The organism is Sporosarcina sp. Marseille-Q4063 (genome assembly GCF_018309085.1).
Taxonomy (GTDB): Bacteria; Bacillota; Bacilli; order Bacillales_A; family Planococcaceae; genus Sporosarcina.
In genome coordinates, this window is sequence record NZ_CP070502.1 from 3,078,505 (window position 1) to 3,092,958 (window position 14,454).

At 36.3% G+C, this 14,454-nt stretch carries 14 protein-coding genes and 2 pseudogenes; 15 read left to right on the forward strand and 1 reads right to left on the reverse strand.

The features are described from left to right. Positions 1-11 precede the first annotated feature (11 nt). The 6 genes and pseudogenes from JSQ81_RS15780 (at position 12) to wecB (ending at position 5,301) form a co-directional block, all read left to right on the forward strand. Complete coding sequence (locus JSQ81_RS15780; RefSeq protein WP_212604966.1) at positions 12-629, forward strand: sugar transferase; 618 nt, start codon at positions 12-14, stop codon at positions 627-629. Then, positions 626-1,264, forward strand: coding sequence for an acetyltransferase (locus JSQ81_RS15785; RefSeq protein WP_212604967.1), 639 nt, complete (start codon positions 626-628; stop codon positions 1,262-1,264). The genes JSQ81_RS15780 and JSQ81_RS15785 overlap by 4 nt, the downstream gene beginning before the upstream one ends. Further along, positions 1,265-2,407 (forward strand): DegT/DnrJ/EryC1/StrS family aminotransferase, encoded by a 1,143-nt coding sequence (locus tag JSQ81_RS15790; RefSeq protein ID WP_212604968.1) that lies wholly within the window; start codon positions 1,265-1,267, stop codon positions 2,405-2,407. A 236-nt stretch (positions 2,408-2,643) separates the two neighbouring features. Beyond that, complete coding sequence (gene galE, locus JSQ81_RS15795) at positions 2,644-3,663, forward strand: UDP-glucose 4-epimerase GalE (protein WP_212604969.1); 1,020 nt, start codon at positions 2,644-2,646, stop codon at positions 3,661-3,663. Between the two features lie 5 nt (positions 3,664-3,668). Continuing rightward, positions 3,669-4,070, forward strand: a pseudogene (locus tag JSQ81_RS15800) (DegT/DnrJ/EryC1/StrS family aminotransferase); the annotation flags it as partial. Positions 4,071-4,179: 109 nt separating this feature from the next. Further along, positions 4,180-5,301, forward strand: a complete 1,122-nt coding sequence (gene wecB / locus JSQ81_RS15805) for a non-hydrolyzing UDP-N-acetylglucosamine 2-epimerase (RefSeq protein WP_212604970.1) — start codon at positions 4,180-4,182, stop codon at positions 5,299-5,301. Between the two features lie 256 nt (positions 5,302-5,557). On the opposite strand, the gene JSQ81_RS15810 is transcribed toward wecB, so the two are convergent. Continuing rightward, complete coding sequence (locus JSQ81_RS15810) at positions 5,558-6,574, reverse strand: acyltransferase family protein (protein ID WP_212604971.1); 1,017 nt, start codon at positions 6,572-6,574, stop codon at positions 5,558-5,560. 252 nt (positions 6,575-6,826) lie between these two features. On the opposite strand from JSQ81_RS15810, the gene JSQ81_RS15815 reads away from it, so the two are divergent. The 9 genes and pseudogenes from JSQ81_RS15815 to JSQ81_RS15855 all read left to right on the forward strand — a co-directional run bounded on the left by JSQ81_RS15815 (position 6,827) and on the right by JSQ81_RS15855 (position 14,441). Further along, positions 6,827-7,093, forward strand: a complete 267-nt coding sequence (locus JSQ81_RS15815; protein ID WP_212604972.1) for a LysR family transcriptional regulator — start codon at positions 6,827-6,829, stop codon at positions 7,091-7,093. A gap of 2 nt (positions 7,094-7,095) precedes the next feature. Beyond that, entirely contained in the window at positions 7,096-7,365 is a 270-nt protein-coding gene (locus tag JSQ81_RS15820; protein WP_212604973.1) for a hypothetical protein, read from the forward strand. 275 nt (positions 7,366-7,640) lie between these two features. Continuing rightward, positions 7,641-8,110 (forward strand): annotated as a pseudogene (locus tag JSQ81_RS15825) (ATP-binding protein); the annotation flags it as partial. Then, the gene (locus tag JSQ81_RS15830; RefSeq protein WP_212604974.1) at positions 8,107-8,304 is read left to right on the forward strand and encodes a hypothetical protein; all 198 of its coding nucleotides are present in this window, start codon (positions 8,107-8,109) and stop codon (positions 8,302-8,304) included. The pseudogene JSQ81_RS15825 and the gene JSQ81_RS15830, both read left to right, overlap by 4 nt. Before the next feature lie 719 nt (positions 8,305-9,023). Beyond that, positions 9,024-10,331, forward strand: a complete 1,308-nt coding sequence (locus JSQ81_RS15835) for an extracellular solute-binding protein (RefSeq protein WP_212604975.1) — start codon at positions 9,024-9,026, stop codon at positions 10,329-10,331. An 87-nt stretch (positions 10,332-10,418) separates the two neighbouring features. Then, positions 10,419-11,348 (forward strand): carbohydrate ABC transporter permease, encoded by a 930-nt coding sequence (locus tag JSQ81_RS15840; RefSeq protein ID WP_212604976.1) that lies wholly within the window; start codon positions 10,419-10,421, stop codon positions 11,346-11,348. Between the two features lie 4 nt (positions 11,349-11,352). Next, the gene (locus tag JSQ81_RS15845) at positions 11,353-12,189 is read left to right on the forward strand and encodes a carbohydrate ABC transporter permease (RefSeq protein ID WP_212604977.1); all 837 of its coding nucleotides are present in this window, start codon (positions 11,353-11,355) and stop codon (positions 12,187-12,189) included. 42 nt (positions 12,190-12,231) lie between these two features. Then, positions 12,232-13,278, forward strand: coding sequence for a zinc-dependent alcohol dehydrogenase (locus JSQ81_RS15850; RefSeq protein ID WP_212604978.1), 1,047 nt, complete (start codon positions 12,232-12,234; stop codon positions 13,276-13,278). Continuing rightward, on the forward strand, positions 13,275-14,441 hold the full coding sequence (locus JSQ81_RS15855; RefSeq protein WP_212604979.1) for a diphosphate--fructose-6-phosphate 1-phosphotransferase: 1,167 nt from the start codon (positions 13,275-13,277) through the stop codon (positions 14,439-14,441). Before JSQ81_RS15850 ends, JSQ81_RS15855 begins: the two co-directional genes overlap by 4 nt. The last annotated feature ends 13 nt before the right edge of the window (positions 14,442-14,454 follow it).

Consider the following 14,454-nt stretch of genomic DNA (forward strand, 5'->3'; position numbering starts at 1 on the left):
GAAGTGATGTTATGAAAAGAGCATTTGATAGTATCGTAAGTTTACTAGCATTAATTATATTATTACCAATCATTGGTGTAACTGCAGTCCTTATTCGAAGGAAAATAGGTTCTCCAGTTTTATTCAAACAAGAGCGACCTGGTTTAAATGGTAAGTCTTTCTTCGTATATAAGTTTAGGTCTATGACAGATGAGAAGGATAATCAAGGCGAGTTACTACCTGATGACGTTCGATTGACCACATTTGGCAATATAATACGAAAATTGAGTTTGGATGAGTTGCCGCAACTTGTGAATGTATTAAAAGGTGATATGAGTTTTGTCGGTCCTAGGCCATTATTGGTGGAGTATTTGCCATTGTATAATGAGAGACAAGCAAGGCGACATGAAGTTCGTCCGGGTATTACGGGATGGGCACAGGTAAATGGTCGAAACGCAATTTCCTGGGAAGAGCGTTTTGAATTAGATGTTTGGTATGTAGAAAATCGTACATTTTGGCTGGACATTAAGATTCTATTTATGACAGTATTGAAGGTATTAAAGTCAGAAGGAATTAGTCAAGATGGGAAGGCGACAATGTCAAAGTTTCTTGGAAATACGGCATCTTCGAGTAGGGATGAAGGGCAATGAAAAAAGTTGTAATCATTGGGGATAGTGGGCATGCGAAAGTCGTATCGGACGTTGTGAATTCTAATGATAATATGAATGTTTTTGCTAAGCTCGATGATAAGTATTTAGAGGTTTTTGTAGAAGATGACTTAATAAAAGGTCCAATCAGTCATCTTAAGGAATTGATGAATCTTGAATCGTCGCTTGGTGTAATCATGGGAATAGGAGCGAATGCGGTAAGGAAAAAGATTGTAGAAGAATTAAATCTTGATTCCAAAGCCTATGTGAGTGCGATACATTCTTCGGCGATTGTCAGTCCTAGCGTTGATATCGGAATTGGGACGGTTGTAATGCCGGGGGCTATTGTAAACGCGGACACCATGTTGGGAGAACATTCGATTGTTAATAGCGGTAGTGTCGTGGAACATGATTGTGTTATAGCTGACTATGGACATGTTTCGCCATTAGCCGCAATAACAGGTGGCGTCAATATTGGTGAAGGTACTCATATTGGTGCAGGGGCTTCTGTAATTCCATTAATGGAAATTGGTCAATGGTCAATTGTTGGTGCAGGTGCTGTTGTTGTATCTGATATAGGGGATAAACTAACAGTTGTTGGTGCACCGGCAAGGATAGTAAAGAGAGAAGGTTTATAAATGACTGAACGAATCTTTTTATCATCCCCTCACATGAGCGGGAATGAGCAGAAATACATAAATGAAGCATTTGAAACGAATTGGATTGCGCCACTTGGGACGAATGTGAATGCGTTTGAGGAAGAAATGACTGCATATGCTGGAACAGCGGATTCTGCTGTTTTGTCTTCCGGAACAGCAGCTATACACTTGGCGTTGGAGTTGGTTGGAGTTGGACAAGGAGATATAGTATTTTGTTCGAGCTTGACGTTTGTGGCAAGTGCAAACCCGATTTTGTATTTAGGCGCGAAGCCGGTATTTATTGATTCCGAAGAAGAAACATGGAATATGTCCCCAGAAGCTTTGGAACGAGCAATGGAAGTAGCGAAGGCTTATAAAAATCTTCCAAAAGCCGTTGTTGTTGTGAATTTGTATGGTCAAAGTGCGAAGATGGATGAACTTATGGCGATTTGTGATTCTTATGGTGTTCCTATGATTGAAGATGCAGCGGAATCTCTTGGCTCATCTTATAAAGGGAAAAAAAGTGGAACGTTTGGGAAATTTGGGATCTATTCATTTAACGGCAACAAAATCATTACGACTTCGGGTGGCGGTATGCTTATTTCCGATGACGTCGATGAATTGAAACGTGCACGCTTTTTAGCAACACAAGCACGTGATCAAGCAAAACATTATCAGCATAGTAAAGTCGGTTATAACTACCGAATGAGTAATATTCTCGCTGGTGTAGGACGAGCACAGCTTGAAATGCTAGATGACCGTGTAGAAGCGAGACGTGCGGTGTTTAATCGATATGTTGAAGCGTTGGGTGATATTGATGGTGTCAATTTTATGCCAGAACTTGAAGGGACTTATTCGAATCGCTGGTTGACGGCGTTGACGTTGGATCCAACGAAAGTGAAGATAACGCCTTATGAATTGATTGATGTTCTTGAGGAGGAAAACATTGAAGCACGTCCTGTATGGAAGCCACTTCATATGCAACCATTGTTTGAAGGATGTAAGTTTTATCCGCATGCAGAAGATGGAGTTGTGAGTGAACGGTTGTTTGAAACAGGGATTTGTTTACCGTCTGGGTCAAATATGACGGTAGAGCAGCAGAAGCGGGTCATTGCATTACTAAAAAAAGCCTTAATAAAATGATTTTTGAGGGAATGTTCAGCAAAATAGTGTAAGGTATCTATGCAAGATAATACTCCAACAATACGCTATAATTGATAAATGGGGATACCGACTATATAGAACTTTGAAAATATCTCCTCGATTTTTTATCTAAGGTCATGAATAGTCATAATTCAATTGGCAGAGGTAGGAGAATTGAAGATGACAGAGTGTTTCGGGAATCATATTTTAATATCTTTAAAAAGGGAGAATAGCCCATGAACATACTTGTAACTGGCGGTGCAGGGTATATAGGATCACATACTTGTGTTGCCTTACTTGAAGCGGGACACTCAGTGATTATTGCTGATAATCTTAGCAATAGTAAGCGCGAGAACGTTGAGAAGATTATGCGACTTGTAGATAAAGAAGTTACTTTTTACGAAATTGATGTAACTGATGAAGAAGCAGTTGATGTTATTTTTCGAAATTACAATATTGACGGTGTTATTCATTTTGCCGGTCATAAAGCAGTAGGAGAATCTGTAGAAAAGCCACTAGATTATTATTGTAATAACATTGTCAGCACTATAGTTCTTACAAAAGCCTGCAAGAAATATGATGTAAGACGGTTTGTCTTTAGTTCATCGGCAACAGTGTATGGGGATAACACTGTACCATTCGTAGAGTCTATGAATCTCTTACCAACTACAAATCCTTATGGGGAAACAAAAGCCATGAGTGAAAGAATTTTAACTGATATTGCGAAATCGAACCCTGCTTTCTCAGTTTCACTACTTAGATATTTTAATCCAGTAGGCGCCCATGAAAGTGGACTAATTGGCGAGGTGCCTAGCGGAATTCCAAATAATCTAATGCCGTATGTGACACAGGTAGCAAAAGGAAACCTGAAAAAACTTCAGGTTTTTGGTAACGACTACCCAACAGTTGATGGGACAGGTGTTAGAGATTATATTCATGTGATGGATCTAGCAGAAGGTCATGTGGCAGCATTGGAGAATCTAACTGAAGGTGTACATATCTATAATCTCGGTACTGGCAAGGGTACAAGTGTACTAGAATTAGTTAATGCTTTTGAAGAAGCTAATGGTATAGAAGTTCCTTATGAAGTTGTAGGACGCAGGCCTGGGGATATTGCATCGTGCTATGCGGATGTCTCCAAAGCCGAGCGAGAATTAGGCTGGACAGCAAAACGTGATGTTATATCAATGTGCTGGGATGCCTGGCGATTTGAGAAGAACAATTTTCTCCGGTTACCTACTATGTTGAATAGGTAATTTTTATTCTTGCTGGTGTAGGACGAGCGCAACTTGAGGTACTAGATAACTGTGTAGAAGCTAGACGTGCCGTGTTTGATCGATATGTTGAAGCATTAGTTGATATTGATGGTGTTCGTTTTATGCCAAAACTTGAGGGAACATATTCGAATCGTTGGTTGACGGCGTTGACGTTGAATCCAGAAAAAGTGATGATAAAACCTTATGAGCTAATTGATGTACTTGAAGCTAAGAGTATTGAGGCTCGACCTGTTTGGAAGCCACTTCATATGCAACCATTGTTTGAAGGATGTAAGTTTTATTCGTATGCACAAAATGATGTTGTGAGTGAACGGTTGTTTGAGACGGGGATTTGTTTGCCGTCGGGGTCGAATATGACAATTGAACAGCAGGAAAGAGTCATTTAGTTGATTAAGGAAAATTTAGATATTTAAATGATAACTTAGTTTCGATTTCCTGTGGAACTCAGGTTTTTATCATGAATTTTTTATGAAAAGAGAGGTATGTGACAGTAGATTGAAGAAACGTTGGAAAGTAATGACGATTTTTGGAACAAGGCCTGAGGCTATTAAAATGGCTCCACTTGTACTCGAACTTGAAAAGCATAATGAAGAGATTGAATCGATTGTAACAGTAACTGCTCAACATAGGGAAATGCTAGATCAAGTGCTTGATACATTCGGGATTACTCCTGATTACGACTTGAATATCATGAAAGACCGCCAGACACTTATCGATGTTGCAACACGAGGACTGGAAGGGCTTGACCGGATTATGAAAGAAGCGAAACCTGATATCGTGTTAGTTCACGGAGACACTGCGACAACGTTTATCGCGAGTCTTGCCGCGTTCTACAATCAGATAGCGGTAGGGCATGTTGAGGCCGGACTTCGTACATGGGATAAGTATTCACCATACCCTGAAGAGATGAACCGTCAACTGACTGGAAACATTGCAGATCTACATTTCTCGCCAACAGAAATGTCGGCACAAAACCTACGCAATGAAGGAAAATCAGATGATCGCATTTTCATCACTGGGAATACAGCAATAGATGCTTTGAAGACTACAGTGAAAGAATCTTATTCAAACCCAATGCTTGAAAAGTTAGGGGACGACCGTCTTATTTTGTTAACAGCACACCGAAGAGAAAACCTCGGCGAACCAATGCGTAACATATTTAAGGCAATTAATCGTATTCTTGCAGAACATAATGATATACAAGTTATCTATCCTTTGCATATGAACCCAGCTGTTCGTGAAGTGGCAGATGAAATACTTGGAAATAACGACCGGGTTCATTTGATTGAGCCTTTAGAAGTAGTCGATTTCCATAACTTCGCTGCTGCTGCGCATATTATACTTACGGACTCCGGTGGTATCCAAGAAGAGTCTCCATCACTTGGTAAGCCAGTCATCGTTCTGCGCGACACAACGGAAAGACCAGAAGGAATCGAAGCGGGTACATTAAAGCTAGCTGGTACAGATGAAGATACGATTTATTCACTTACCAATGAACTTTTAACTGATCCGGTTGAATATGAAAAGATGGCGAAAGCACATAATCCTTATGGAGATGGACACGCATCCAAATATATTGTTGAAGCGCTTAAAAAATATCTAACGACTACTACTTAAAAATTTTGCAAAATTTTCCGCATTGAAAATCTGGCTTCTTAATATAGGCATTATAAACGAAAACGCTAATCTAGTCAGGTATTGGTCTTGAAACCTTGACGTTTGAAACTTTCAAGGCGGTTATTGACACATGGTGAAGATAGGGAGATTCGGTGAACCTGTTATATTCAATTAAAAATCAAATAGCCAGTATTAAAAATAAAGACTACAAGAATCATTCCGTAGTCTTTATTTTTTTGTCATATTAATAATTAATTCAGGATTTTATTTTCTTTCCAAGAAGAAAGGGGGTATAGCGATTAATGAAATATATTAAAGGAATAGAAAGCAATGAGACAAAAAAAGAAACCAGAATGGTTCTAATCCCCCCTTGATTAGTAATACTCACTCCGACAGTATCTAGGAGTACGCCGACAAGATTAATTAATGGTAAATGAGTAGCTAATATTACTAGCGTGTTTTCACCAAAATAATTCAGAAATTTTGATTTTATTAAAGAAGAGAGAATAATAATAAGTATTATTCCACATATTGCTGGTATATAAAAATCAAAATAATTGTTGAGTTTGTTGTAGTTCATGTCAATCATATAGTTGTCGGTAATCATGTTTTTTATAAACAAGGTAAATATTAATAATGACAGAACAAAAATAATAATAACTTTAGAATTCAATAGTTTATCCACTATTCCCTTTTTGTTTGATATGAATCCAAATCCGAAGAAAACTGTAGCAGTGATCGCTATATCTATACTCCAAGGAAGTCTAATTGGCATATATAAGCTGTCTATGTAACCTAGAATTGAAAAAATAAAAAGTACAAAAAGTATTAATTTAAAGTTAGATATATTCTTAACCACTATGTAAAAAATAACTTCTACAATAAATAGGCATGTTAGAAACCACAATACGATATTATGTAGCATCCAATTATCTATGCCAATTGAATAAAAAATACCTATGAAAGATTTCATTAAATTTATACCATTTGTAGTAATTGTACTTATTAGTGGAAGATAAAGAAAAGATAGAAATGAAAATAAGAAATATGGAATTAAAAGTGAACGCGCCTTATTCTTTAGAAACATTCCAAAGTTATTATATTTTTTTACCGAAAATAGGTAGCCTGATAGAAAAAAGAATAGCGGCATATGGAATGAATAAATGACTATCGCCCATTTATCAGGAAAATTGGTATGCCCTAATATCACTAACATTATTCCAAGCCCTTTTGCAGTATCTATCCAACCTATTCGTTTTATGGTTTTTTTCATAAGTCTCTCCCTTGTATTGAAATCTATTTTGTATTTCTATATATATAACAGATAAAAGATATGTTAGAGGTTGAATAATTTTAGGTACTGTGCAAGACAATACACCACAATTGTATAAAATAATAAAACAACTAAATAAAAGTTCTTTCCTTCTATTAGAGTAAAGTGTTGTAACGATTGTTCGCAATATAGTAAAATTAAAAGTACTGTTGATAATTATTACATTACAGATATATAGAAAGGTGCTTAAATATGAATCTAAAACAAGTTCAAGCATTTTTGTCTATAGTTAGACTAGGGAACATTTCAAAGGCTGCCAATCATCTATATGTTACTCAATCAGCGATTAGTCTGCGGTTAAACTCCCTTGAGAAAGAATACGATATTGTGTTATTAAACCGTGAACAGGGTGTAAGAAGAGTTACTTTAACAAGTGAAGGGGAAAGGTTTTATCAAATTGCACTAAAGTACGAATCGCTTATATCAGAAACAAGAAATATTAAATCAATGCGTGAGTAAGGATGATTCCGATTGGAGCAGTTGATATCGTTCACAATTATATAATAAACGATATTTACTCATTAATTGTTCAAGGAATGAAGGAATACCAACTATTTGAACAGTCATTCGTACCCATGAGTTTTATCCAAAACCGTTTTGGTATCGATTGGGTTGCGATTGATAGAGCCGCTGATGGCGAGGATAGAAGTCGCGCCTTTAGATGCAGTTTTGGGTACCAGGTTCCAACACAATTAAGGCAATTTATTTCTGTTGATTTGATGTTGATATAGAAAAGAGAAAAACCAAAATTTAATTTTCAAACCTAATTTCTGTCTGCTTTTGAATATTTCGGGTGAATTGTCGTCCGCAAACAGTGGCTCAAAACTCCGCGCAGTCGACTCATTCCGTCCGCAATACCACGAGTGACATCTTTTGTACCATGACAAAAAATGTACCAGTGAATGACAAGCTATTTACCAGTAAGAACCTCCTGTATAATTAATGTGCACGCTGAATAGTATGACATTAATTATATGGGAGATTTTTTTGTATGATCCATTATTTGTATATTCAAGACTATCACAATATCATTCTGAAGGGACCGACAGGGTCGGGTAAATCATTTCTAGCATCCGCATTTGGTGTATCAGCCTGCCGACAATTTTATAATGTTAAATATATACGTTTACCGGAATTATTAGATGAACTTACACTTGCCAAGTTAGCCGCGGATAGAAGTTATCGCAAATTGATTAAGAAATATACAAAAGTAAATTTACTCATCTTAGACGAGTGGTGCTTATAAATTTATCAACAGATGAAGTAGCAATCTTATTAGAAATCACTGAATCTCGTCACAAGACGTCTTCTACCATCTTCTGTTCGCAGATTGATCCAAGTGGATGTCATTTGAAATTGGGAAATGAAACTATCGCAGAAGCAATCCTGGATCGAATTATTCATGATTCCTATCGAATTATGATTGATGGAGAAGTTTCGATGAGAGAACGCCATGGTTTAGGAGGTTCTATATGATTCCTTCGGAAGTTGAAAATCGTATAGCAAGATATTTCTTTTACATTTACTTACCGGAAGAAGTGATGTTGAATGTGGAAGAAAAGCTCTTAAATTCCTGTGTATTGGTAGAAGATGAAAATTTAAATCACGATGAGCTCGTTAATTTCGTTATTGATATTATCGCTGAGCAACTAGAGGGGAAAAAGAATTAGATGATACGGAAAACCATTGGAAATAATCATTTTCTAATGGTTGTTTATTGCCTTCTATTTTATTAATTAGTAGCTCGCATTCTCGGACAAATTACCTTAATACAATCGCAAACTACTTGATCATTACATACATAATCCTCAGTTTTTTAGTTCCTGGTAAGCTGCTTGATAAAGGGTGGTAAATTCAATTCCTTGTCACTCGTTGGTAAAAACAATGCCGGCGTTGGCGTTGTCAAGAAGCCGGTATCCGTTCCGTATACAATAAAATCATTCTCCCCGGATTAAATCTAGTACATTATTACTCGTCACATCGACGAAGATTCCAGATACATCAACATCGCTATTAAAGGCAGTCACACTTCCATTTTATTTGAATGCAGAAAAACTTTTGAACAAGCAGAGATCGATGGTGTTCTGCTCACCACGCCGTATAGGTACCCTTTAATTTTTGCAAATCATTAAAAAAACACTTAATTTATAATATTTTTAAATATTTTTAAAATACTCTTGATAAATAAAAAAAGATGTTGTATAATTCCGAATGTAAGGGTTTACAGGTAATGACCTCTTGGTGAGGTCATTACCAAACGTGAAAATTTTCGCTTTGATTTTCGAAAATATATAGAGGGGTGAGGTATAGGTCTTCTGATAATGACCTGTTTCCAACGTCATGATAAGTTGTTAGGTATTAAATTTATTGAATGGGAGGAGTTTTGCAAATGAGGGGTATATTTAGAAGTACGTCATTAGTATTAATATTATTATTGTCACTCGTCCTTGTAGGATGCGGTGGAGAAGACGGAGACAAGCCAGTTAAAGTCCTCTTACATAATAATCCTTTTAACGAAGGTCTCAAGGAATTGGAGGCGAAATTTGAAGAAGATACAGGTATTAAAGTTGACATTGATGTAGTCGGTCAAGATGTAGGAATTCAGAGAACTGAATTAGATTTCACAGGTAAAACCGGAGATATTGATGTAGTCTATATGTCATTTGTTGTAAAGCAAAAATGGGCAAAAGCTGGTTGGGTTGAGTCACTAAATGAATATGTTGAAAATGCTGAAGAACTCAATCGAAATGACTTTATAGAAACTACATTGGATGCTATGTCGTATGAGGATGAGTTATATGGTTTACCAGGCTTCGCAGAAGTTGGATTAATGGGGTATAGAAAAGACATTTTTGAAAAGCATGGAATCGATTCGCCTCCGGAAAACTGGGATGAATTTTCAGAGGTTGTAGAAAAGATTCAGAGCAATGAAACTGCAGCTGTGGCACTAAGAGGACAAAGAGGACAAGGACTTAATATGTTCGTCTTTCCTATGTTTATGAACAGTATGGGTGGAGGATTTTTTAAAGATTTTCCGAAAGATCTTAATCCAATTTTAAACTCGAAGGAAAACATCGAGGCATTAAAATACTATGAAAATTTGGTGAAGAATTATAGTCCTTCAGGGGCAGGTAATTACAGTTATCCTGATATTGTATCAGCTTATCAGCAAGGGAAAGCCGCTATTTCATTAGATGGTACTTCAATCATTACTCAATTTTTAGATGAAGAAAATAATAAGTATGCAGATCAAACAGGAATCGCATTAATTCCTGGAGGTAAGAGCGGTGCATCTCCTATGATTGCCGTTCATGGTCTTGCACTATCGAAGTTCTCAAATAATAAAGAAGAAGCCTTTGAATTTATTAAGTGGGCTACAAGTTTTGAAACTCAGAAAGAAATTGCTTTAAATCAAAACTACTCAGATTTTACAAGATTATCAGTTTCACAAGATGAAGAAGTCAAAGCGAAATTTAATATAGCGAATGGTGAATTCTTAGAAATAAGAAATCAGGCATTAGAACAGGCAGATGGGAATTATCGACCATTACTCCCAGAGTGGGGAGAAATTGGAGATATCATTGCTATTGAAGTGAACTCTGTTACAAGTGGTAATAAAAGTGCCGAAAACGCGCTAGAAGATGCCAACAATAAAGTGAAAGAAACACTAAAAAGAAATGGTTATAACATTGATTAATTTATAATAACCAAACTCGTCTCAAGGTACCACAGGTACCTTGAGAAAATTAAAATCATGAGAAAAAATATAATGTGAGGTGTCAAAATGCGTAGAAAACATACTCTGGGTGAACGAGAAAATAAACCAAGAGGAATTAAAAATCTGTTGAAGAAAAATGATAATTTATCCTACTTACTAATGGTTCTTCCAGCAATGATTATTATTTTCTCCTTAGCTATTATACCGATATTTGGAATGACTTGGGTCTCGCTCCTTGATTGGAATATTGCTTCTATATCACCGCCTAAATTTATAGGCCTAGATAATTTTATGACAATGATGAAGGATTCAAGGTTTTGGGGCAGTTTAGGAACTCAAGGTCTCCTTAGTTTTTTTATGGTTACTTCCCAAGTGGTATTAGGTTTAGCCGCAGCATTAACACTTAATAATTTGATTGGGAAAGTAAAATGGTTACGCGGTGTAATTATGGCTCCATTTATGGTTCCGCCTATTGTTGTAGCTTTAGTCTGGTTGACAATATTCACACCGACTATCAGTCCAATTAATAGTTTCATTGAGTTGTTTGGTATCTCAGGTCCTTCCTGGTTATCGCATCCAATATTATCTCTTTTTTCAATTATCGTAGCGGATACATGGAATAACTTTCCGTTCGTAATGATTATTTTGCTAGCATCGTTACAAGGAATTCCAAAAGAATTATATGAAGCGGTCTCTGTTGATGGAGCTAACAAGTTCGAGGCCTTCTTATACATAACATTGCCGTCATTAAAACCAGCAATTATATTAGTTGCGACTTTAAGGTTGATTGAAAGTTTTAAATCCTTTCCATTGATTTATGTAATGACTGGTGGAGGACCTGGTACATCTACCGAGGTTACAAATTTCTATGCTTTCGTACAAGGTTTTGAGTACTCACAGATTAGTTATGCAAGTAGTTTAGCGCTCTTTTTATTCCTACTCACGATGGGACTAAGCTATTTTGCGATTCGACTAGATAATAAAGAGGAGGTATAAAAGGATGGCTAGCCAAAAGGGTAGTAGTGATAATAATGCAAAAGTACTTAAAGTAATTGCACTTGTTATAATTTTGTTGTTTAGTATTTCACCTTTAATCTGGATGCTAATCGTAGCCTTTAGGGTGCCGGATAAAATTTTTGAGCCTATTTGGATGTCTCCTACTGGATTTACACTTGATAATATAGTGGGAGTGTTAAAATCTGGATTTCCTAAATCCATATTGAACAGCTTTACAGCTGCATTAGGAGCTTCTTCTATAGCATTAATTATTGGTGTTCCTGCAGCTTTTTCATTAGCAAAGTGGAAAATAAGAGGGAAGAATTATTATTCGTGGTTTGTCCTGCTTTTAAGAATGGCACCTCCAATAGGATTTGCAATTCCACTATTTCTGTTTTTTGTAAACTTTAACATGATCGATAACATATTCGGACTGATTGTAGCCTATTTAATTATTACTCTACCTTTAGTAATTTGGTTAATGTGGATGTACTTTTCAGATTTACCAAATGAGTTGTTAGAGTCTGCTTCAATAGATGGTGCAAGTTTGTGGAGAACATTTTTCTCGATTGCGTTGCCTTTATCTAAACCCGGACTAGTTACAGCTGGGATTTTATCATTCATTCTTGCATGGAATGATTTTTTCTTTGCTTTAATTTTAACTCGTTCTAAATCTTCAACAGGTCCTGTTGCTATTATGGATTTTTTAACTTATTCAAGCTATAACTGGAGTGCAATTGCATCCGCATCTATTCTTCTTGCACTTCCGACAATACCGATAATTTTCTTTATGGGAAAATATATTGTTAGTGGAATCATGGGTGGTTCAGTTAAAGGATAATCTATGTTGATAGTAAAGAACTTATTGAATTAGAATGATGAAATGAGTGAATTTAAAATGATGAAAAAAGCTCTGCTTATAAAAAAAGGTGAGTTTGAAGTTATTAATGATGAGAAGCCTCGATTAAAGGAGAACCATGTGTTGGTGAAATCTAAAATTGTTGGGGTTTGTGGTTCTGATTTACATGTATTCCTGGGAAGTCATCCACGAATATCCGCTCCTGCGGTATTAGGACATGAATGTCTTGGAGAAGTAGCCGAGAGCAGTCCTGACTCAATTTTCAAGCCAGGTGATCGGGTCGCTCTATATCCAATTGTCTCTTGTGGAAAGTGTGCTTATTGTAAAGTTGGCGAAGAAAATCTTTGTATAGAAAGAGAAGTAATCGGCTTTAAATTTAGTGGGGGTCTAGCAGAGTATTTAAAACTTCATGAGAAGAATTTAATAAAGATTCCGAAGAACTTTGATTTTTCTGTCGGAGTATTATATGAACCTCTTGCTGTGATTATACATGCGGTCTCTTTAATAGAAATTAAGAAGGGACAACCTGTTATTATTACGGGAGCCGGAACGATTGGATTGCTTACGGCAACATATTTGAGAGAAGAGCTAGGTGTGAATCCTTATCTTATAGAGAAAAATGAGGATAGAATAACGTTTGCAAAAACGTTAGGTTTTCAAGTCTATAACAGTATTCATGATGCAGAACGAAATAATAATGAATTGTTAAGACCGTTAGTATTTGAATGCACAGGTTATTATCCATTATTGAAATCATTGCTAACGCTTAATGTTGTGCCAAAAAAAGTTGTGATTTTAAGTACATTTCAAAAAGACGACGCAATATATATAAATGAATTTGGTAAATATGAAATATCAGTTGTTAGCAGTCAAATGTATAAAAAGGAAGAAGTAATTGATGCAATAACTATATTATCTACTGAAAAGAGAGAAAAATACAGACCACTTATTGTAGATGAAAAATATTACCTTGAAAATGTGCAACAAGCTTATGAACGATCGCTAAATACTACAAATGGGGTAAAGGTAATTATCGAAATAGATAAAGTGATAGAGGGGCGAGCTCGATGAAGAAAGAGAAAATACTAATTGGACAATCTGGTGGGCCTACCTCAGTTACAAATGCAAGCTTTGTCAGTAGCGTAGAAAGCGCGATTGACAAATATGATTTATATGGCGCTTTGTATGGCTTTGAAGGATTATTAGAAGAAAAATTAATTCCAATTAATGAACATAATCTCAATGATATATTAAAATTTAAAAAAGTACCGGGTGCTTGTTTAGGGACATGCCGATACTATTTATCAGATGAAGATATTGAGATGATAGTAGATAATCTTACTAAACACGAAATTAGAAATGTCGTGTTTAGTGGTGGAAATGGCACGATGCTAGTATTGAACAAGATTTATCGAGTCTCGCAATCTCGTGGCTATGATCTAAAAATAATCGGGATACCAAAAACAGTCGATAATGATTTAGAGTTGACCGATCACACGCCTGGATTTGGGAGTGCAGCTAGATTTGTTGCGTTATCAACTCGAGATATTGGGAAAGACCTAGAAGCTATGCGGAGGTTCGAACAAGTTCGAGTTATTGAAACGATGGGAAGAAACTCAGGTTGGATAGCGGCATCATCTGTTCTTGCAAGAGAAACGCAAGAGGATGCTCCTCATCTCGTCTATTTACCAGAAAAAGAATTTAAGTTAAATGACTTTTTAGGTGAGGTGAAAGAAAGTGTTAATACTCGAGGGTACACAACAGTCGTTGTTAGTGAAGGAATTCGTAATGGAAAAGGGGAGTTATTGGCACAAAAGTCATTGCAGAATAACGTAGAGACTTCTGTACTTGGAGGAGTTTCAGAATTTCTTACAGAGAAGGTGAAAAAAGAATTAGGTTTTTCATCTCGCGCAGAACTATTAGGGATGAGTCAACGATCCTTTCAAATGGCCGTGTCAACCCAAGATTATTTAGAATCCGTAAAAATTGGGAAAAAAGCTATTGAACTTATTGAAAATGATGATGTCAATGTCATGATTTCAATCGAAAGAGTAGCAGATATCCCTGAATATTCCTTCGAATTAAATCAGGTGATGTTAAAAGATATAGTGAAAACGGAAAAGAAAATTCCTGAGAACTTTTTAAATGAAGCTGGTAGACCAAATGCAGAGTTTAAAAACTGGCTTCGTCCTTTAGCCGGATTCGATATTAGTGCTTATCCGAGAATTATTTGAAGGTGTGACTAAA